Source organism: Polaribacter sp. R2A056_3_33, from assembly GCF_019278485.1.
Taxonomy (GTDB): Bacteria; Bacteroidota; Bacteroidia; order Flavobacteriales; family Flavobacteriaceae; genus Polaribacter.
The window spans coordinates 3,203,013-3,223,997 of sequence record NZ_CP058984.1 but is presented as its reverse complement, the minus strand read 5'-3'; the positions used below and the strand labels follow the sequence as shown (position 1 = coordinate 3,223,997).

General features: G+C 30.7%; 16 protein-coding genes and 1 other RNA gene. 3 read left to right on the top strand and 14 right to left on the bottom strand.

All coding sequences use genetic code 11. The features are described 5' to 3' along the window. Positions 1-131 precede the first annotated feature (131 nt). From H0I29_RS13570 to H0I29_RS13545, 6 genes are all read right to left on the bottom strand, one after another. Entirely contained in the window at positions 132-1,430 is a 1,299-nt protein-coding gene (locus H0I29_RS13570) for a hypothetical protein (RefSeq protein ID WP_218752770.1), read from the bottom strand. Continuing rightward, positions 1,423-2,526, bottom strand: a complete 1,104-nt coding sequence (gene rffA / locus H0I29_RS13565; RefSeq protein ID WP_218752769.1) for a dTDP-4-amino-4,6-dideoxygalactose transaminase — start codon at positions 2,524-2,526, stop codon at positions 1,423-1,425. Before rffA ends, H0I29_RS13570 begins: the two co-directional genes overlap by 8 nt. Beyond that, positions 2,517-3,188 carry an N-acetyltransferase gene (locus H0I29_RS13560; protein WP_218752768.1) on the bottom strand — a complete coding sequence of 224 codons (672 nt, stop codon included), beginning with the start codon at positions 3,186-3,188 and terminating at the stop codon, positions 2,517-2,519. Before H0I29_RS13560 ends, rffA begins: the two co-directional genes overlap by 10 nt. Beyond that, the gene (locus H0I29_RS13555; RefSeq protein WP_218752767.1) at positions 3,185-4,117 is read right to left on the bottom strand and encodes a glycosyltransferase family 2 protein; all 933 of its coding nucleotides are present in this window, start codon (positions 4,115-4,117) and stop codon (positions 3,185-3,187) included. Before H0I29_RS13555 ends, H0I29_RS13560 begins: the two co-directional genes overlap by 4 nt. Further along, a complete protein-coding gene (gene aroQ / locus H0I29_RS13550) occupies positions 4,118-4,531 on the bottom strand; it encodes a type II 3-dehydroquinate dehydratase (RefSeq protein WP_218752766.1) in 414 nt (137 codons plus the stop codon). It lies immediately after the preceding gene. A gap of 78 nt (positions 4,532-4,609) precedes the next feature. Continuing rightward, a complete protein-coding gene (locus tag H0I29_RS13545; RefSeq protein WP_218752765.1) occupies positions 4,610-5,113 on the bottom strand; it encodes a transporter in 504 nt (167 codons plus the stop codon). A gap of 129 nt (positions 5,114-5,242) precedes the next feature. Between H0I29_RS13545 and xerD the strand changes: the two genes are divergently transcribed. Continuing rightward, positions 5,243-6,139 (top strand): site-specific tyrosine recombinase XerD, encoded by an 897-nt coding sequence (gene xerD / locus H0I29_RS13540; protein WP_218752764.1) that lies wholly within the window; start codon positions 5,243-5,245, stop codon positions 6,137-6,139. A 140-nt stretch (positions 6,140-6,279) separates the two neighbouring features. Here xerD and H0I29_RS13535 read toward each other — a convergent pair whose 3' ends face one another. The 8 genes from H0I29_RS13535 to H0I29_RS13500 all read right to left on the bottom strand — a co-directional run bounded on the left by H0I29_RS13535 (position 6,280) and on the right by H0I29_RS13500 (position 16,673). Continuing rightward, on the bottom strand, positions 6,280-7,389 hold the full coding sequence (locus H0I29_RS13535; protein ID WP_254712632.1) for an alkaline phosphatase family protein: 1,110 nt from the start codon (positions 7,387-7,389) through the stop codon (positions 6,280-6,282). Next, positions 7,389-8,975, bottom strand: coding sequence for a metallophosphoesterase family protein (locus H0I29_RS13530; RefSeq protein ID WP_218752763.1), 1,587 nt, complete (start codon positions 8,973-8,975; stop codon positions 7,389-7,391). Before H0I29_RS13530 ends, H0I29_RS13535 begins: the two co-directional genes overlap by 1 nt. A 175-nt stretch (positions 8,976-9,150) precedes the next feature. After that, positions 9,151-10,629, bottom strand: a complete 1,479-nt coding sequence (locus tag H0I29_RS13525; RefSeq protein WP_218752762.1) for a SusD/RagB family nutrient-binding outer membrane lipoprotein — start codon at positions 10,627-10,629, stop codon at positions 9,151-9,153. A gap of 5 nt (positions 10,630-10,634) precedes the next feature. Further along, positions 10,635-13,796, bottom strand: coding sequence for a SusC/RagA family TonB-linked outer membrane protein (locus tag H0I29_RS13520; protein ID WP_218752760.1), 3,162 nt, complete (start codon positions 13,794-13,796; stop codon positions 10,635-10,637). 500 nt (positions 13,797-14,296) lie between these two features. After that, positions 14,297-15,865 carry a ribonuclease Y gene (gene rny / locus H0I29_RS13515; RefSeq protein ID WP_218752758.1) on the bottom strand — a complete coding sequence of 523 codons (1,569 nt, stop codon included), beginning with the start codon at positions 15,863-15,865 and terminating at the stop codon, positions 14,297-14,299. Between the two features lie 48 nt (positions 15,866-15,913). After that, positions 15,914-16,022: non-coding RNA, 6S RNA (ssrS, locus tag H0I29_RS13510), on the bottom strand. A 56-nt stretch (positions 16,023-16,078) separates the two neighbouring features. Further along, on the bottom strand, positions 16,079-16,369 hold the full coding sequence (locus H0I29_RS13505) for a cell division protein ZapA (protein ID WP_068448476.1): 291 nt from the start codon (positions 16,367-16,369) through the stop codon (positions 16,079-16,081). 13 nt (positions 16,370-16,382) lie between these two features. Beyond that, positions 16,383-16,673: a hypothetical protein gene (locus H0I29_RS13500; RefSeq protein ID WP_208888974.1), complete on the bottom strand. Its 291-nt coding sequence runs from the start codon at positions 16,671-16,673 to the stop codon at positions 16,383-16,385. A 112-nt stretch (positions 16,674-16,785) separates the two neighbouring features. Here H0I29_RS13500 and H0I29_RS13495 point away from each other — a divergent pair, with 112 nt between their 5' ends. Both H0I29_RS13495 and H0I29_RS13490 read left to right on the top strand, forming a co-directional pair. Continuing rightward, a complete protein-coding gene (locus tag H0I29_RS13495) occupies positions 16,786-18,525 on the top strand; it encodes a M23 family metallopeptidase (RefSeq protein ID WP_218752756.1) in 1,740 nt (579 codons plus the stop codon). A 7-nt stretch (positions 18,526-18,532) separates the two neighbouring features. Continuing rightward, positions 18,533-20,980: a TonB-dependent receptor gene (locus H0I29_RS13490; RefSeq protein WP_218752755.1), complete on the top strand. Its 2,448-nt coding sequence runs from the start codon at positions 18,533-18,535 to the stop codon at positions 20,978-20,980. Positions 20,981-20,985 lie beyond the last annotated feature (5 nt).

The window sequence follows — 20,985 nt, the reverse complement described above, 5'->3', positions numbered from 1 at the left end:
ATATAAACCATTAAACATAAACCTCTATAAAACAATCAATAAACGATTATTCTTATTAAAAACACAAGAAGAGTAAAAGTAATTTTAAACTCTTAAGTGATGTCTTAAAAAAATATTTGGTTAATTATAAATTATATAAGATATTTATAATTATTAATTATAAACTTCATATTCATCAATCCCAATAACAAAAAATGTGCTACAAAAAATAAAAATTCAAGCTTATTTTTGTTTTTACTTTTTACATACTTATAAAAATAAGAAAAAAACAAAATTGGTATTAATACAATTACAGGTAAAAACCATCTAGGTTCTACATAAGAACAAATAATTAAAACAATAATTATGTTGTAATTTATAAAAAAAGCAGCTATTTCATTATTAATAATTTTTTTAAAAGTAATCTCTTTTTTAAAAACACCTTTAAAAAAGAAAAATAAACCAAAAACAAAAACGAGTCCAAGTATTCTTGTATAAGGTTTTATCAAATAAACAGCTTCTCTAGTTGATGTTTTTATACTTCTAGGAATATTAAATGTTATTGTTTCAAAAACTGAATTAGGTAATGAATTACTCCCATTTTCATCAATATAAGCAACAACATCTTCTGGTTTACAATGTTTACCATATTTTAATTTACCTTCCTCTAACCAAATTGCTGTTAAGTATTGTACTTGAGGCCAAGAAACATTTTTATATTCTATCTTTTTTTCCATAAAAGAAAGTTTCCCTTTTTCTTTTATAGAGGGGTAATTTAATAACAATAAACCAATTATAAAACTAACTACTATGAATGTGCTTTTATGAATAATGAGTTTATAATTTATTTTTTCTTTATAAAAATAGACACCTAAAATAAGAAAAAATGTTGGAAAGATTAAAACACTCATCATTCTTGTTGACAACATTAACGCGAGAATAAGCCCCAAATAAATATAAAGACTTTTACTTTCTCTATTTTTTTTTATGTGGAAAAAAATTATAAAAAATAATAACGTAAAAAAAGTTAATACGCTATCGTTAATGCCTTTAAATATAAAAGATAATAATACCATGGCATTAACAGAAGTAATTATAATGGATCTTCTATAGAGTTTGGGTAAATAACTATAATTTCTTTTAACAAACAACCAAAGTAATAAAATACTAGCCAGACCAAAAAACAAGCTAGTCATTCTCATTGCCATTACCCTTTCTACACCTACTTGATAAAATAAAAAGGAAATACAATTAAAGAAAGTTGAATTTCCTAAAACATTTGCCTCTGAAAACCCAGAATCTATAAAAACATCAAATCCTTTAATAAAAAAAACTTCATCTCTTATAAGTCCTGTCTGAATAAATATTGACAACAATCTTATAGCTGCATAAACACTAGTGGTTAGAATACTAAAACCTACAAATAAATTTAAAATATTTTTCTTATTCATAAATAACACAAGATTGTTCCAACTCATAAAACAAAGGCATTCTTACCAAAGTATCTGCATATCTATCGCAATTAGGTAATTCTCTGCCATCATGCTTATCTTTAAAATACGGACTAGAGTGCAAGCTTACATAGTGAAAAACAGGATTTATTGCTCTTTCTTTATACCCAGAAATAAACTCATTTCTCTTTTTCAAAGATGCTAAAAGCACATAAAACATGTGTGCATTATTTGTTGCATAATTGGGCACCATTGGTAATGACACCTTTTCCTCTTCTTTAAAAAACTTATAATATGTATTCCAAATTTCTTTTCTTCTTTGCTGAATATCTTCTAAATTTTCTAATTGAGCCCATAAGAATGCTGCAATAATTTCTGAAGGTAAAAAAGAAGACCCTACATCTACCCAACCATATTTATCTATTTCTCCTCTAAAAAAAGCGGAACGATTGGTTCCTTTTTCCCAGATAATTTCTGCTCTTTCTATAAATTGTTCATCATTAATACCCAACAAACCACCTTCTCCACTAATTACATTTTTTGTTTCGTGAAAAGAAAATGCCGACAAATGACCAATACTTCCTAATGCTTTTCCTTTGTAAAAAGATTCTATCGCTTGGGCGGCATCTTCAACCACATAAATTCCATATTTTTTAGCCAATGCCATAACTGTATCCATTTCGCAAGCTACACCTGCATAATGTACTACAACAATTGCTTTTGTTTTTGATGTAATTAAGTCTTCTAGCTTATTTTCATCAATATTAGGTTGATCTGCTCTAGAATCTGCAAACACAATTTTAGCGCCTCTTAACACAAAAGCATTCGCTGTAGACACAAACGTATAAGAAGGCATAATAACTTCATCACCTTCTTTTATCCCTAATAAAATAGCACACATCTCTAGTGCATCTGTACAAGAAGTTGTAAGCAGTGTTTTTTTTATTCCATATCTTTCTTCAAAAAAATGTTGACATTTTTGCGTAAAAATTCCATTACCAGAAATTTTACCAGAAGCTACCGCTTGTTCTATATATTTTGTTTCGTTACCTGTTAGGTAAGGCTTGTTAAATGGAATTACAGTATTTACCTCCATAAATGATAGATATATTCTTTTTGCACAATATTATATTTCATTCTCTTATAAAATGCGACAGCAATTTTATTTTGTTCTTGAGTTTCCACCAATATTTCTTTACATTCATTGTCTAGTGCCCACTTTTCTGCTGCCAACATTAACTTACTCCCTATTTTTTTACCTCTCTGAACTTCATCAACAGACAACAAACCAATTTTACAGGTTTCTTTATCCTTTTTTAAGGTAATCAGACCTACATCAATTCCGTCAATTTTATAGGTAAATACCTCATTACTAAAACTTCTATTTACAGAGTTTGAAATCCATAATTTATAAAAATCTAAAAATTTATCATTAGGTATTTTAGGGTCTATTTTAAATCTTGAATACTGTCCACTTTGATAAGTTAAATTGAGTAATTCTTTAGATACCTTGTTATCTAAAGGATAAGAAATTATTTGAGAATCTATTTTTAGCCTTTTTTTTGTCAGCCTTTTAGCAAATGTGATCTTAACATCGAATAAAGATTTCTCTTGTAACTTTACCTCTTCTTTACAAAATAAATAAGTCAATCCTTTATTAAGTTGTATTTCGTTAGCTTTTACAGCACTTTTGCATTTACCTCTATAAACATCAACTCCAAAAAAAATCGAATCCCATTCTAAATATTCTGCTATCATATATTCTTTTTTTGATATACAATATAAGAGGGTCTTGCCTTTACTTTGTCAAATACTTTACCTAAATACACGCCGATAACCCCCATAATAGAAATTAAACAACCCGATAAAAACCATATTGAAATAATAATAGTTGAATATCCTTTAACAACAATATGATTAGATAAACTTAAATATAAGTTGTAGACAATCATTAATACAGAAATAAATACTAGTAAAAAACCAAATTTCACAAAAATCTTTAAAGGTTTATTAGAAAATGATACAATATTATCAAACGCCAAACTTAATAGTTTACCAAAACTGTAACTAGATGTACCCGCTAGCCTTTTTGCATGTTTTACAGGTACAGTTATTTTCTGATACCCAACCCAGTTAATCATGGTAGGTAAAAACTTTATAGCATCTCCTAATGATAAAACAGAAAGAATAACATCTTTATGATACACCCCAAAATTACCTACTTGATGTGATAAATTAGATCCTGTAAAAAAGTTTAAAATTTTATAAAATATTAACGAACCTAACTTCTTTGTAAACGTATCTTTTCTTTCTTCTCTTGCTCCTAAAACAATAGGAAATCCCTCTAAGGCTTTGTTGTATAATATTTCAATTTCCTCTGGTACATCTTGTAAATCTCCATCCATAACCACAACCCATTCTCCTCTTGAAAATTCCAATCCACAAAAGATTGCTGGGTGTTGACCAAAATTTCTACTTAAATTGATAGATTTTATATTATTATTTCCTTCGGATAATTTTAAAGCTACTTCCCAATCATTTTCTGGACTTCCATCATTTATTAAAATAATTTCATAAGAAATATTTAATTTTGAAAAAACTTTTATTAATCTTATAGATAGCTCTTCTATAGTGTTTGCACATCTGTATAAAGGAATTACAACCGATATTTCTTTTTCTTTTTCCACCTACAAAAAACTATCAATTCCCAACTCATAACTCTTTAGACCAAAACCTAAAATAACTCCTTTACAAACCGGAGATAAATAAGATTTATGTCTAAAAGCTTCTCTATTGTGTACATTAGAAATATGCACTTCTACAACTGGAGTTGTAATACCACTAATAGCATCTGCAATAGCAATAGAAGTATGTGTATAAGCACCTGCATTCATAACAATGCCATCAAAACTAAAACCAACTTCGTGTAATTTATCGATGATAGCACCTTCACTATTCGACTGAAAATAAGACAACTCTACATCATTAAACTTTAATTGAAGTGTTCTAAAGTAATCTTCGAAAGTTTCTGAACCATAAATTTCTGGTTCTCTTTTTCCTAATAAGTTTAAATTAGGTCCGTTTAGTATAAGTAGCTTCATAAATCAAAAATACATTTTTTCAACAAAAAAACGGAAGCTTTTCAGCTTCCGTTTGTAAATATAATCAATATTTCTATTTTAGATTCCGAACATTACGCCCAAACTAACATTATTCATTTCTAAACCATCATTTGAAATTCCAGAATAAGAGACATTCAATTGTGTTGTATCATCAATTTTATAACCAACTACAGGTCTATAATAAAAACCACCATCTAAATCTTCACTTAAACCTATCGCATAACCAAGGTTTGCTCCAACTACAAATTTTTCTGAAACATTAAATCTTGCAGCACCAGATATTGGCAAAAAAGAAGCGTCTGAAACCTCAATAGAACTCCCTCCTAACACCTCAACATCTTTACCAAAAAAGTGAGAATATTGTATAGATGGACCTAAAGTAAAACCATCCGCAACAGGATACATATAATTTAACTCTGCTCCTAAAGTTAAACCATAAAAATCATTGGCATCACCTGTAGGCACTCCTACATTTAGCCCTCCATTTAAAATACCTTCTTGCGCATTTGCAGCACCTACACCCATTATTGTTACAAAAGCAACTATCAATAATTTCTTCATAATTTTTAAATTTTTAAGTTCTCTACAAAAGTAAATCAGTACTACTTTTTACATGAACGGAAAAGATTTAAAAGTTGACTCAAATGAAATTGAGAGAATTTTTCTGTTAACTTTTAATATCTTTATCCCATGAAATGGCAAAACGCAATTAGAGATTTTCAACTCTTTTTAAAAATAGAAAGAGGGCTTTCTAAAAACACAATTGATAGCTACACGAGAGATTTAGAAAAACTGATGTTGTTTTTAGAAGAAAATGAAATCAACCACACTCCTACTACTATTGATGAAGAGTCCATTCAGCAATTTATTTATGAAGTTGCTAAAAAAGTAAATCCTAGAAGTCAAGCACGTATTATTTCTGGTTTGCGTAGTTTTTTCGATTATTTAATTTTTGAAGATTATAGAGAAACTAATCCGACAGATTTAATTGAAGCTCCAAAAATTGGAAGAAAATTACCAGATACCTTATCCGAAGATGAAATAAATGCACTTATTTCTGCTATCGATTTAAGTCATCCGCAAGGCGAAAGAAACAGAACTATTTTAGAAACTTTGTACAGTTGCGGTTTGCGTGTGAGTGAACTTATTACGCTACAAATTTCTGATTTATTTTTTGAAGAAGGTTTTGTAAGAGTGATCGGTAAAGGAAATAAACAGCGTTTTGTACCGATTCATTATGCTGCTCAAAAATATATTTCTAGTTATATAAAAGACATTAGAACTCATATCACACCGCAAAAAGGTTTTGAAGACACGGTTTTCTTAAACAGACGCGGCAGAGGATTAACCAGACAAATGATTTTTATCATTCTAAAAAATCTATCTCTAGAAATTGATTTAAAAAAGAAGATTAGTCCGCATACGTTGCGTCATTCTTTTGCTACACATTTGTTAAAAAACGGAGCAGACTTAAGAGCTATTCAACAAATGTTAGGTCATGAAAGTATTACCACAACCGAAGTTTATGTGCATTTAGATAAAAGTTATTTAAAAGAAGTGGTAGAAACCTATCATCCTAGAAAATAATAAAAGACTGTCTAAAAAAGTTTAAATCTTGTCATACTGAACTCGTTTCAGCATCTAATTCTAAGAACCTAAAATAAATTCAGGTTGACAAAAAAAAAACAATTTAAAGACAGCCTTTTTAACTTGTTAAAAACAACTTCTTACTTTATAAAAGAAAAAGGTTTCCCAATTGAATCTGTTGTTATTTCTAAATCTAAAAGCTTTCCTACAGAAGCAGCTACTTGATTTGTATACAATTGTTCTTCCGATACATTTTCTCCTTTTGCTTCAATTTTATTTCCAAAAGCAATTACCCAAACTTGGTCTGTATCTTTTATAGAGTTTCCGTGATGCTTCCAGGTTTCTAAAGGTTCTGTACCTCTACCATGATCTGTCGTAATTATAAAAGTCGTTTTTCCTTTATAAAAAGGATCTTGTTCTGTAAAGTCCCAAAGTTTTTTAAGGAATGCATCTGTTCTTTGTGCCGATTTTAAATACGCATCATATTCTCCGTCATGTGCAAAATCATCGGTTTCTCCATAAGAAATAAACACCAACTTCGGATGTTTTTTCTTGATTGTTTCTAAAGCATAATGATGTGTAAAAACATCTAAACGAACACCTCCCCAAGGACTCGGAGTTTCTGCTTGTAATTCATTTAAGAAAACTTCTTTACCTGATAAATCAGTACCTTTTGCTTCTCTAAAACCTGCATTTACATATAAACCGCTTCTTTCTTCATTGATGATAGACGGAAAAACATCCCAACTTCCAAAAGCAACAACCTTACCTTTATAGGCTTCCGATTTTTCTGCTATTTCTAAAAACGTAGTATTCGGATTCGGAATTTTATTGTTGCTATTAATTCTTACATCATCTGCCTTTCCTGTTAAAATCTCATTATAACCCGGATACGAAAAATGCATTCCATTGGTTAAATTCATTTTACTTCCTTCCCAACGGTTTCCGTGAATTTGCCCTGTTTTAGCAACTTTACTCCAAATAAAAGGAAGCAACACTTCTCTTCTTTTAGTTGCAGATTCCCTCCAAAATTCTTTTTTCAAACTTTCGGGATTCCCAACATATTCTTTATTTCCTACCAATAAAGAATCAGCACCAGCAAACAATTCTTGCCAACGCAAACCATCTAAAGTAATTACAAAAACCTTATTAGAGTCATCTTCTACAAAGGTTATTTCATTCTTTTTTTCTGAAGAACACGCGGCTAACATCAACAAAAAAAAGACACTTAATAATTTTAATATTTTCATTATTTAATTGTTTTAAATGTTTTTATCGCAGACCAATTACTCCAATTTAAAAATTGATCTCTGTAACGTACACGGACATAATAGGTAGTATCATTTTGTAATTTTCTATCTAAAACCTCATCCGTTAAATCATCATTCTTTTGTCGGTTTTCTCTGTAATACCAATTTTCATGTTGTTTCCATGAATCATAAGTTGGTTTTGCAAAATCCTCTGTGGTAGATACTTGCCAATTTGCTCCTGCATGAAAAGCATCTTTTTTATCACTTGTAAAAGAATTTGCTTTTAAAACTACTTTATAAATAGGTTGCTCTTCTTTGCTAAAACTAACTAAAACAGGTGTTTTTGGCTGAATCGTTTTTTTAAAAACCGTAATACTATCTCTTAATTCGTTATTTCTAAATTCAATATTATTACCTCTACTTATTCTTTTTAAGGTAAAAGAAGGGTTCTCTTTATCTGGATCTATGGTCACTAAAACAAAACCATATTCGTCTTGTGTTACTGTAAATTCGTCGTAATCTCTACCTTCAAATTCACCCCAATTATCAATTGCACCTCCGGCGGAAGCAACATTTACCCATAAGTGTTTATGTTCTTTAGATTGTCCTCTAGAATAGCCATGTGTGTGTCCGAAAAAGTGCAAACTTGGTTTGTTGGATTCTTTTGTAAAGTTTTCTAATAATTCTACCACTTTTCCTGAGAAATCTTCTTCACCAGGAATCCATAGTTCAGATTTATGTGGATGATGTAATTGTGCAAAAACAAAATCTATCGAATCATTTTGGGCTGTTTTAGCCAAAAGTTCTTTTAACCAAGTTAATTGTTGCTTTATATCTCGATAACCATCGTTAGAATCTAAACCAATAATTCTGGTATTAGCATAATCTTTAAACCACCAATGTTCTGCATATTCTGGACTTCCGTTTTTAGGAAGGCTAAAATACTTAAAGAAATAATCTGAATTCTGTTCATGATTCCCAGGAACTGGATACACAGGCACTTGAGAAAATAATTTTTCTGATTGTTTAAAAAAATGTTCTTCCCATTGATTAAAAGTACTGCCAGTAACTACCAAGTCTCCTGGAATTACCACCATTGCAAGATTGTCTGAAATATCGCCTTCAAAATTCTTTTTAAAATAAGGTAAAACTCCTTCTTCTACAATTTCTTGAAATTTTGTTGGATGCTGCCAATCATTTTGCATATCGCTCATAGCCACTAAGTTTATCTTTTTAGAACCGCCTGCAAAAGGAGGTGTTTTAAATTGATACACTTCAGAAACGGCTTTACCGGTTTGTACTTTGTAAAAATAAGTTGTAAACCTTGTTAAGCCGGTTATGGCAACTTCGTGCACTCTTTTATCTGTAAAATTAATATCAAAAGAAGTTCCTGAAACTTTATTTTTTAACTTATTCTTTTTTGTTCCCCAATAAACAATAGATTCTTCTCCAAAATCAGTTTGCCACATAATTTTAATAGAAGTAGGTTCTGCATCTTGTAAATAAGGTTTTATCTCTATTTTTTGCGCCCACAAAAACGGAGCACAAAATAGTATAGAAAATGTAATGAATATCTTTTTTTTCATTTTTATTTAAATTAAAAATAAGAGGTTGTCTAAAAAAGATTAATTCATGTCATACTGAACTTGTTTCAGTATCTCAACTCACTGAAATTCGATGTTCATAAGAATCTGAAATAAATTCAGATTGACAAAAAAACTTCCTTTTTAGACAACTCCTTATAAATTACTTTTTATTTTTCTATTGTAACCACCAAGTCAATTCTCTAATTCCGTCATTAGAACCACTAAATTGTCTATCAATTGCTTCAGTAACATTGGTAGCATTATTATTGTATTCATCTAAAGGATAAATCCATCTTGTTGGAGGTGTGTCTGAACCTAAATATGGAAATTCTGGATAACCTGTTCTTAAATGATCAAAATACATGTTCCATCCACCTTGTAAAAAAGAAGTCAAATATTTTTGAGTAAGAATTAATTCTAATTTTTCTTCGTCTGTAGTTGCATTTAAAAAGTTCACTTTTGTTCCTGCAATATAATTTACAGCTTCAGCTTGCGTATAATACGCTTCATAACCTTTTGCATACGTATTATAGAATTGGAAGTTTGCTTTAATTCCGTTTTCATAATAAATTTGAGCACTTGTTGAAGAAATCCATCCTTTTACTGCTGCTTCTGCCAAAATAAATTGAACCTCTGAAAAACTTAAAAGATTATGTGCCTCTGTTGTTGGGTCTGCTGTATACCTATCATTTACTTTAGATATATCTCCGGCTGCTGCCACTAAATTCACATCATTATAAGCCGCAATAGGATTTCCTCCTGCGTACGCAGTAAAATCATCTATAGACAAACCCGCTTCTTTTGCATTTTTAGTCTGACCTGCAATAGCAAATAATCGTTTATCATCTCTTTCTACCAACATATCTATAAAAGTAGATGCCATGTATAAACCAGAACCATACCCACTAGAATTGAATTCTGTATATCTAGAATCTACCACATCTACAAATTCTAAACGTGCACTTTCTTCTGGAGTTGCTATTATAGATTCTGAGTTGTAAATAGAAGCAAATTCATTTTTAATATTTAAAGAAGAACTTCCTTCCTTTTTAGAAAGTGTCAACAAAACTTTTAAACGAAAAGAGTTTACTAACTTTTTCCATTTGCTAACATCTCCATTAAAAATAGGATCTCTCGTAATAATACTTGTTCCATCTAACAAAGTGTTTGCCATATCTAACTCACCTAAAACCCCTGTAAAAACCTCTTCTTGTGTACTGTATTTTGGTTGATATAAATCTTCCGTTTCTCCTTTTAAAGCGTCTGCATAAGGAACATCACCAAAAGTTAAGGCTAAATCATAAAAATAATAGGCTCTAAAAAAATATCCAATTCCTTTGTAAGAATCATCATCAATTCTATCTGCTTCTTCCATCATTTTACTTACTTGTCTTAAGCTATTGTATGCATCAAAACCAGCTCTATCCCATTTGTAAAACTGAGATGTACTTTCTCCGTCTGTCTGTACAATCATTCTTGAAGCATACATTGCCCCTGTTCCTTTTACCTGAAAAGCAGATGTTACAATGTTAGTTAGTAATAAATCTGGATGTGTTACACTTACTTTATTTGGATTGTCGTTGATGTCTAAATCTTCACAAGAAGAGACTACAACAGTCATCATTAAAAATAATATTATCTTAAAATCTTTCATTTTTATTAAAATTTAAAAGTTAAACCTAAACCTAAATATCTTGTAGAAGGATCTTGTAAATTATCATCATTTCCGTAATCTGGATCAATGATATCTGCCTTTTTTAAGATGAATAAGTTGTAACCGTTTATACTTGCATTAATTTGTTTAATTCCTTTTACTTTTAACACATTTATTAAATCGTAACTTAAAGCAACGGTTCTTAATTTAAGGTAAGATCTGTCGAATACATTGGCAAAAGTTTCGCTTTCTTCTTCTGTAACTTGCGCTCTATAAGGATAGTTTTGAGACCAAGATTGCCAGCTTACTGGAGAAGTATGTGTTGCATACGTTCTTGTATCTGATGTTACATTTCCGTTTAAATCTCTTTGCACAGAACCACCAGTTACATTTACACCATTTGGTACATATACTGTTCCAATTCCGTTTGCATATTCTGCATCTCTATATTCTGTAGAGTTTGGATGTTTACCACCCCACCACATTTTTTCTACAGTTAAAGATCTCATTAAACCTCCCCAAACACCATCAACACCAACTTTTAATGAAAAGCCTTTGTATTTAAAAGTGTTTTCTAAACCAAATCTAAAGTCAGGGTTTTTATTTCCTATATTTTGTTCATATGGATTTTTAGTTGGCATCCCTGTATTAGAATCTAAAATTAATTCTCCTTCTGCAGATTTTTCCCAAACGATTGCATAATATGCATCAGTTCTATCATTTAAACGCAAGCTATTGTATTGTTCTGCTCCTTCATCTAACCTTGTTAAACGCTGTATCTTTTTAGACCAGTTTGCTAAAACATCCCATCTAAAATCTGTATTTTTAATTGGAGTTGCTCTTACAGAAACTTCAAAACCATTGGTTGTAAATTGGTGTGCATTTTCTTTTCTTGATGAAAAACCAGATCCTAAAGAAATTGGTAAATCAATAATTGAATTTTCATCAATAGCATTATAATACGCAAAATCTAACCCTATTCTATTATTTAAAAAACCTGCACTTAAACCTAATTCTACATTGGTTGTTAAAGATCCTTCTATATCAGGATTTACTAAACTCCCTGAATATGATAATTCTGGACTCCCATCAAAAGTACCCGCGTTGTCATAATAAGAATTTATTTGATATGCACTTAAAGATCTTTTTACTTGCGCCCAAGAACCAAAAGCTTTTAAATAGTTGATAGATTCTGGTAATTCAATCCATTCTGAAACAATAGTACTTAAAGAAACAGAAGGATAAAATAAAGAATTATTATCTGTTGGTAATGTAGAGTGCTTATCCGTTCTACCTGTAAATGTTAAAAATAACTTGTTATCAAAATCTAATTCTAACATTCCGTATAAACTGTTTACAGACCTTTCAGAAAAATCTGTACTTGCTATAACGTTTCCTTTTGTATTATTTAAACTATATAATTCTGGCACAATAATTCCATCTGTAGCATTGTATTCTTGTTGGTATTTATGATATTCTGATGAAGCTCCTGCATTTAGACTTAAAGAAAATTTATCTGTAATTTCTTTATTATAGGTAGCTAATACATTATAATCTACATCCACAGAATTGGTATTCCAAGTTTTGTAATCTCCATCTCTAGGGTCACCATAGTTTAAATAAGATTTCGGACTTTCTCTGTTTTCAAAACGGTCTTTCATAACTGCAGAACCCATTGCCTGAATACTAAAATCGTCTGAAATTTGATAATTTAATTTTAATTGTCCGTTTAAAACATTAGAGTCGTATCGTTGATTTAATTCATTAGCAGCAAAATACACATTGTTATACCAAGCGTAATTAAAGTTTGCTTGTCTATATCCTTCTTGACCTGGAATGTATCTGTGTTCATTTAATTCTTGACCATTTACATCATCTCCCATCCAAATTAAGATAGTGTACATGTGATTTTTTGGTCCGTAACCATGTCTTGGGTAATTAGGAGAGAAAACTTTGTTATACGCCAACTTACTATCTAAGGTTAATTTATCTGATAACTTTGTTGTTGAATTAAAAGTTAATCCTCCTGTTTTTAAATCGGTATTTGGCACTCTACCGGTATGCGATTTGTAGTTACCAGATAATCTATAAGACCCATTTTTAGAGGAATTTGCTACAGAAAAAGAAGTCGTATTGATAACTCCTGTCCTTAAAAAGTCTTTTAAATTATTATGATATTCCCAATCAATTGGCACTCTAGAATAACGAGATTTATCATCATATTTTGTTCCACTTACATCTCCCCACCAAGGAGTAACATCACCAGAAATATTGTCTTTAATAGGACTATTCCATTGTGCTATTTTTACTCCAGGCTCAAATTTTGGTCCCCAAATCATATCTCCATCAGAAATACCACCATCCTGTCCGTCCCAAAACTCATATTGACCGTTAGAACCATTTCCATATTCTGTTTGTGTTTCTGGAAACACAGTAAAACCAGCACTCACCATGGTATTATGAGAAACTGTTATTTCTAATCCGTCAGATTTTTGACCTTTAGATGTTGTAATTTGTATCGCCCCATTTCCTCCTCTATAGCCGTATAAAGCAGATGCAGAAGTTCCTTTTAAAACCGTAACATCTACAATATCGTCTGGAGAAATGTCATAAAAATCTGTGCTAACAGGAATCCCATCCACCACAATTAATGGAGATTTCCCTCTTAATGTAAAAGAAGGTGCCTGAAATAAACCTGTTGGATTACTAACTGTTAAACCAGCAACTTTACCAGTAATTAAACCTGCAGCATTTGGCGCAACAACTTCTTTAATAATAGAAGCATCTACTCTTTGAGTAGCATAACCAACTTTCTTTTGTTCTCTTTTAATACCTAAAGCCGTAACAATTACCTCACTTAAAGCATTAACCTCTGGTAACATTGTAATGGTAATATTTTTTCTATTTCCAATAACAATATCTTGACTTTGATACCCAAGAAATTCTACTCTTAAAATACTGTTTTGATCTGTAAATTCTATTTTAAAATTTCCATCAAAATCAGATGTAGTCCATTTATTATCTTTAACTATATGAACACTTGCTTCTGATAACAAAGCGCCTGTTTCATCTATTATTTTCCCTGTTAAGACTTGCTGAGAAAAAGCTGCAGTCCCAAGAAAAAGTGACATTAAAATTAAAAATTTACTTAAAATTTTGTGTTTCATTTTGTAGTTAGTTTAGTTTTGTTATTGAACTACAAAGCAAAAAATATTAAGTTAAATCAACCTAAAATGAACGTTAGCATACTGCAAGTAAAACTACTAATTAGCTTACCATTTTGTTAACTAGAGATGGTTTTCTGATTTTATATTAACATTAATTTAAGAAACATGGAGATAAAAAAACCTTAAAAACACACTAAAGGCTAATTAATTTTTAATTTATCGGATCCTACACCCCCCTTGTTATAAAGCACTTAAAACCCTAGTTTAAGAAAATATTCACTTATTTTTATTGGGTTTTTATCTTAGTAAATACTACAAATATTTACTCTATAAAAAAGCTTTCGCTAATGCTACAACAAAGAAGGTAAAGGACTAGAAACACAAATATTAAGAAATGTATATAAGCAAAAATCCCTACCATAAACATGGTAGGGATTTTTAAAAATATTTTGATAATACAAAAGTCTACCTTCTTTGGGAAGGATAAGAATGGGCTTTATCTACTTCGCCACATTAACCGCTCTTGTTTCTCTAATAACAGTTACTTTTACTTGACCTGGATATGTCATATCGTTTTGTATTTTCTGAGAAATACTAAAAGATAACTCAGCAGCTTTGGTATCATTTACCTTACCACTCTCTACCATTACACGTAATTCACGTCCTGCCTGAATAGCATACGCTTTTTGAACACCTGGAAAACCAAATGCAATATTTTCTAAATCTTTTAAACGTTGAATGTAAGAATCTAAAACCTGACGTCTTGCTCCTGGTCTTGCTCCTGAAATAGCATCACAAACTTGTACAATTGGTGCTATTAAAGTTTTCATTTCAATTTCATCGTGGTGCGCTCCAATTGCATTACAAACATCCGGTTTTTCACCATATTTCTCAGCCCATTCCATACCTAACAATGCGTGTGGAAGTTCGCTTTCTGTATCTGGCACTTTACCAATATCGTGTAATAAACCAGCACGTTTTGCTACTTTTGCATTTAAGCCCATTTCCGAAGCCATAATACCACAAAGATTTGCTACTTCACGCGAGTGTTGTAATAAATTCTGACCATAAGAAGAACGATATTTCATTCTACCCACCGTTTTTATCAATTCTGGATGCAATCCATGGATACCTAACTCTATTACAGTTCTTTTACCAACTTCAATAATTTCTTGGGTAATTTGATTCTCTGTCTTTTTAACAACCTCTTCAATTCTTGCTGGGTGAATTCTACCATCGGTTACTAACTTATGCATAGACAATCTTGCAATCTCTCTACGAACAGGGTCAAAACAAGAAAGGATAATTGCTTCCGGAGTATCATCTACGATGATTTCTACACCAGTTGCAGCCTCTAAAGCTCTAATGTTACGTCCTTCTCTACCAATAATTCTACCTTTAACATCGTCTGACTCTAAGTTAAATACAGACACACAGTTTTCTACTGCTTGCTCTACACCTACTCTTTGTATGGTTCCTAAAACTACTTTTCTAGCTTCTTGTTCTGCTGTTAACTTCGCTTCTTCAATAGAAGTTTGTACAAAAGCCATTGCCTCTGTTTTTGCTTCGTCTTTTAAAGAAGTAATCAATTCTTTTTTGGCTTCTTCTGCCGATAAACCAGAAATTTGCTCTAGCATGTCTACATGACGCTTGTGCATTTTTTCTAATTCTGATTCTTTATTTTCTAAAAAGTCTAATTTTTTATTAAACTCTCCTTCTTTGTGTTCTAAAGATTTATTTAACCTTTTATTTTTATCTACTTCAGAGGCAACTTGAGACTCTCTATCTCTAATACGTTTCTCTACATCAGAAATCTTTTTCTCTCTAGTAAGAATTACTTTTTCATGCTCAGCCTTTAATTCAATAAATTTTTCCTTTGCCTGTAATATCTTTTCTTTTTTTACAGAATCGGCATCTACCTTAGCTTCTTTTAAAATTGTTGCGGCCTCTTTTCTAGTGCCACTAAGTATTTTTTTTCCTTTTGCTTTTTCCATCGCTTTAGCGATCAAAAATCCACCTGCAATTCCTATCAAAACTCCCACAATAATGGGAAGTATCATTCCATCCATAATTTAAATTTAATATATAAAAAAAAGCCTACATTAGTGAGGTTTTTTAAACTCCAAATATGGTTACTTATAGGACTAACTAACTGTTCAAGGATCCATTCTAGATGGCTTGCTATAGTAGTTAAGACTCATCCTTCATAATTGAATCGTGTTGAGTTTAATAAACAATGTACTAACGTAGGCAGTGTGTTGTTAATGTATATTTTAAAGAACTTATTTTAAATGAGAATCAACCAAATTAGTCAACTCTTTTATTTTATCTACTACTTCTCTATCTGTAGAATCCTTTTCTAATGAAGTTATTTCTGCTTTTGATGCAAACTGTAACGCACACATAGCTAAAACATCTTGTTTATCGCTTACTGCGTAATTTTCTTCATACATAGAAATTAATTTATTAATAGCAGTTGCGGCTTTTCTCATGCCTTCTTCCTCTTTAGTGTTGTTCACACTTAAAGGGTAAGTTCTACCTGCTATAACAATATTAATTTTAAGTTTTCCCACAATTTAATGAACTTTATTTGTGTAACTGTATGATACACTTGTCGATTTCTCGAATTAAAGTATTTATTTTGAGTTTTGTATCTCTTGTATTTGTACCACTGCCGTCTATAGTTTTGGCAACCTTAAGCAATTCATACTCTTTTTTCTGCGCTGCTAATAATTGCTCTCTTTCTTTTAATTGATGTTGTAATTTACTTGTATTCTGAAGCAGAATTTCATTTTCATTCTTCAAAAATTCATAATTTGACAATAAGCTTTCTAACTTATCTTCCAGTAAATGAATTGCCTCAATTGTATTACCCATCTATATTTTAAGAATAAAACTATAACTACAAAGTTAACATTCTGTTTTAAACTTTACAACATTTTGTTGCTTATTTTATTAAAAAACTAAAGATTAACTCTTTAACTAAAAAATGATTTTCCCTATTTTTGCAGAAAACATTTTCATTTTGAGACAAACCCTATTGTTATTCACATTCTTATCTGCTTTTTTTAGTTTTTCACAAGAAAAATACCCAAAAGACTATTTTAGAAACCCCTTAGGCATCCCTACTATTTTATCAGGTACTTTTGGCGAATTAAGAAGTAATCACTTTCATTCTGGAGTAGATATAAAAACCCAAGGAAGAGAAGGCTTAAAAATATATGCAGCTGCAGAAGGTTATATTTCTAGAATAAAAGTTGCTCAATATGGTTTTGGAAAAGCGATTTATATTACGCATCCAAACGGATTTACAACCGTGTATGCCCACATCAGTAAATATGCTGATAAAATACAAGAGTATGTAAAAGCGATACAATACAAAAAGGAAAATTATGAAACCGGTAATTTATTTTTAAAACCAGATCAATTTCCTATAAAAAAAGGAGAAATCATTGCTTTTTCTGGCGATACTGGTAGTTCTGGTGGACCTCATTTACACTTCGAAATAAGAGATACAAGTACAGAACACATTATTAATCCTTTGTTTTTTGGGTTGAAACCTATTGATACAAATCCACCTACTTTTTTAGCATTAAAAGTGTATCCATTAGACCAGAATGCTAGAATTAACAATAAAAATAGAAGTACGGTTATATCTCTAAAGAGTATAGAAAAAGGAAAATATAAAGTGGGTAAAATTGCTGCTTCTGGACATATTGGTTTTAGTGTAAATGTTTTTGACCAATTAGACAAAGCATACAATAAAAATGGAATATTTAGTTTAGAAATGCTTGTTAATGGAAAACGTTTTTATCATCATGATGTAGAAACATTTTCATTTGCAGAAAGTAAATTCATCAACTTACATATAGATTATCCGCACTATAAAAAATATAAGAAAAAATATCAGAAAACCTATAAAGAAAAAGCCAATAAACTATCTACATATAAGGGATTAATAGATAATGGCATATTAAATATTGAAGATGGATTGAATTACAATATAGAAATTATTGCAAAAGACTATAAAGGAAACACAAGTACCTTAAAAATTCCCATTACTGGAGTAAAAAACAACACCATTTTTACACAACCAAAAGACACCACTGCCTATAAAATAGTTGCTAAAAAATTTCAAAAGTTTAAAGAAGAAAATGTTACAGTTGCTTTTCCTAAGAATACTTTTTATGAAGATGTATATTTAGATTTTAAGGTTGATAAAGGCGTTGCTAAAATTCATACTCCTAATATTCCGTTAGATAAAAGTTTTACATTAACTTTTAATGTTTCTAAATATTCTGAAGCCGAAAAAAAACAACTTTATATAGCGAATGTAGAAAACTCGAAATATCCATATTACCTAAGCACTCGAAAAAAGGACAGTACGTTTTATACAACTACAAAAACGTTGGGTAAATATGCTTTAGTTTCAGATACTCATAAGCCTAAAGCTAGCGTCTTGTATTTTAAAAATAACGATTGGATTTCTAAAAGAGAAACTATTAAAGTAAAGATTTCTGATATTGGTTCTGGAATTAAAAACTATAGAGCTACTTTAGATGGAGAATGGATTTTAATGGAATACAATCATAAAAAAAGAATATTAACCTATAACTTTAGTGATAAAAAATTGGTTGGTAGCAAACATATCTTTAAAATTGTAGTCTCAGACAATGTTGGGAATACGAATACACTTTCTACAACGTTCTTTAAAAAACAAGTAAACTAAAACCTACGTGAAAAAAATCTTACTCTTTTTATACTTTCTCCCTGTTTTTGCTTTTGCTCAAAAAACAACAATCCTTAAAGGAACTGTTAATGATAAAAACAAACAACCTATTGAACAAGTTTCTATAAAGTATAACAACGTTGGTACTACCACAGATAAAAATGGAAACTACTCTATTCGAATTCCATTTAAAGAAGAAATTACCTTAGTTTTTAGCCATTTATCCTATAGAACTTTTACTAAAAAATATATTGGAAACAGCAGAAACGGTGTCCGTTACTCTGTTGTTCTTTCTTCAAAAACAGAAGAATTAAAAGAAATTATAATTAAAGACAATGTAAGAAATGCCCAAGGTATAAAGAAGATTGATGTTGCTGTTGTTAAAAATGTAATTGGACCCAATGCGGGTGTAGAAAACGTATTAATGACTTTACCCGGTGTTAGCAATAACAACGAATTAAGCACACAATACAATGTAAGAGGTGGTAATTTTGATGAAAACTTGGTATATGTAAACGGAATTGAAATTTACAGACCTTTTTTAATTAGATCTGGTCAGCAAGAAGGCTTAAGTTTTATCAACTCTAATATGGTGCAGAATATTAATTTTTCTGCTGGTGGATTTCAAGCAAAATATGGAGATAAATTATCTTCTGTTTTAGATATTACCTACAAGAAACCTACAGAAACGGCTACGACAATAAATGCAAGTTTACTAGGTGCAAGCGTTACTTTTGAAGGTAATTTTCTAAATAAAAAACTAAGTACAATTACAGGTGTTAGATATAGAGACAATAGCTTATTTGTAAATAGTAAACAAATTGAAACTAATTTTAGACCACAATTTACAGACGTACAAACCTATTTATCTTATGAGTTTTCAGAAAAATTTACATTAAATTTTCTAGGAAATTTTTCTTTGAACGATTATAATTATCAACCAATTTCTAGAAGAACACGTTTTGGTACGGTTGCAGCCCCTTTAGAATTAATCGTTTTTTACTCAGGACAAGAGCAAGATAAATATTTAACGATGTTTGGTGCTTTTTCTGCGGATTATAAAGTGAATGACAACTTTACATTAACAACTACAGCGTCTAGATACAACACACAAGAAGAAGAGCATTTTGATATTGCTGCAGCCTATAATTTAGGCGAAGTTGACGCTAATATTGGTTCAGAAAATTTTGGAGAAGTAGATTTCTCTCAAGGAATTGGCTCACAGTTAAACCATGCTCGTAACGATTTAGATGCAGTAATTACCAATATTCAAATAAAAGGAACTATCAAGAAAGATGATATACAATGGAGTTTTGGAGCAAAATATCAAAAAGAAGACATTAGAGATCGTATTAGAGAATGGGAAATGATCGATTCTTTAGGCTTTTCTATAAGACCTCCAAACCATACCTCTAACAATCAACCTTATGAAGCTTTTGAAGGTGAAATCACTCCTTATCAAAACATCAGAAAAGATAATAACGTTGCCATTAATAGAGTTTCTGCCTTTGTACAATTTAATCAACGTTCATTTTGGAATGAACATGAAGTTTTTTATAATTTAGGACTTAGAGCTCAAAGTTGGTCAGTTACAGGAAACGATATCGAATCTAAAAACCAGACAATTATTAGTCCTAGAGGTCAATTTGCTATCAAACCAAATTGGGACAAAGATATGCTGTTTCGAATTTCTGGTGGATGGTATTCTCAACCCCCTTCATATAGAGAATTAAGAGATTTTAATGGTGATATTAATGTAGATGTAAAAGCTCAAAAATCGATTCACTTAGTTACAGGAATGGATTATAGTTTTGATATGTGGGACAGACCATTTAAACTAACTACAGAAATGTATTACAAAGACTTATCTGATGTAAACGCTTATTCTATAGACAATGTTAGAATTCGTTATAGAGCAGACAATGTTACAAAAGCGTATGCAACCGGTTTGGATGTTCGTTTAAATGGCGAGTTTGTTCCAGGTAGCGAAAGCTGGGTAAGTTTAGGGTATTTAAAAACAGAAGAAAACATAGACAACCAAGGTTATATTGCTAGACCTTCTGACCAACGCATTAAATTCGGAATTCTTTTTCAAGATTATGTTCCTAATTTACCAAACTTAAAAGCCTATTTAAACTTGGTCTACAACACAGGTGTTCCTGGTGGCTCTCCATCTTATGCAAATGTGTATGATTATCAGAGCCGTTTAAGAGATTATAAACGTGCAGATTTAGGAGTTTCTTATATTTTTGTGGATGCAAATAAACAATACACAACAGGTTGGATGTCTAAATTTAAAGAATTATCAGCAGGTTTAGAGCTTTTTAATATGTTTGATATTCAAAACTCAATTACCAATACTTGGGTAAGGGATGTATATTCTAAAACACAATTCGGGATTCCGAATTATATGACAGGAAGAGTTTTAAACTTTAAAGTTGGCATGAAATTTTAAATAAA

Bases quoted from the DNA above. Each gene is read 5' to 3' on its own strand.
- H0I29_RS13570 (WP_218752770.1), bottom strand. From the start codon at position 1,430: ATGAATAAGAAAAATATTTTAAATTTATTTGTAGGTTTTAGTATTCTA.
- rffA (WP_218752769.1), bottom strand. From the start codon at position 2,526: ATGGAGGTAAATACTGTAATTCCATTTAACAAGCCTTACCTAACAGGT.
- H0I29_RS13560 (WP_218752768.1), bottom strand. From the start codon at position 3,188: ATGATAGCAGAATATTTAGAATGGGATTCGATTTTTTTTGGAGTTGAT.
- aroQ (WP_218752766.1), bottom strand. From the start codon at position 4,531: ATGAAGCTACTTATACTAAACGGACCTAATTTAAACTTATTAGGAAAA.
- H0I29_RS13545 (WP_218752765.1), bottom strand. From the start codon at position 5,113: ATGAAGAAATTATTGATAGTTGCTTTTGTAACAATAATGGGTGTAGGT.
- xerD (WP_218752764.1), top strand. From the start codon at position 5,243: ATGAAATGGCAAAACGCAATTAGAGATTTTCAACTCTTTTTAAAAATA.
- H0I29_RS13535 (WP_254712632.1), bottom strand. From the start codon at position 7,389: ATGAAAATATTAAAATTATTAAGTGTCTTTTTTTTGTTGATGTTAGCC.
- H0I29_RS13530 (WP_218752763.1), bottom strand. From the start codon at position 8,975: ATGAAAAAAAAGATATTCATTACATTTTCTATACTATTTTGTGCTCCG.
- H0I29_RS13525 (WP_218752762.1), bottom strand. From the start codon at position 10,629: ATGAAAGATTTTAAGATAATATTATTTTTAATGATGACTGTTGTAGTC.
- H0I29_RS13520 (WP_218752760.1), bottom strand. From the start codon at position 13,796: ATGAAACACAAAATTTTAAGTAAATTTTTAATTTTAATGTCACTTTTT.
- rny (WP_218752758.1), bottom strand. From the start codon at position 15,865: ATGGATGGAATGATACTTCCCATTATTGTGGGAGTTTTGATAGGAATT.
- H0I29_RS13500 (WP_208888974.1), bottom strand. From the start codon at position 16,673: ATGGGTAATACAATTGAGGCAATTCATTTACTGGAAGATAAGTTAGAA.
- H0I29_RS13495 (WP_218752756.1), top strand. From the start codon at position 16,786: ATGATTTTCCCTATTTTTGCAGAAAACATTTTCATTTTGAGACAAACC.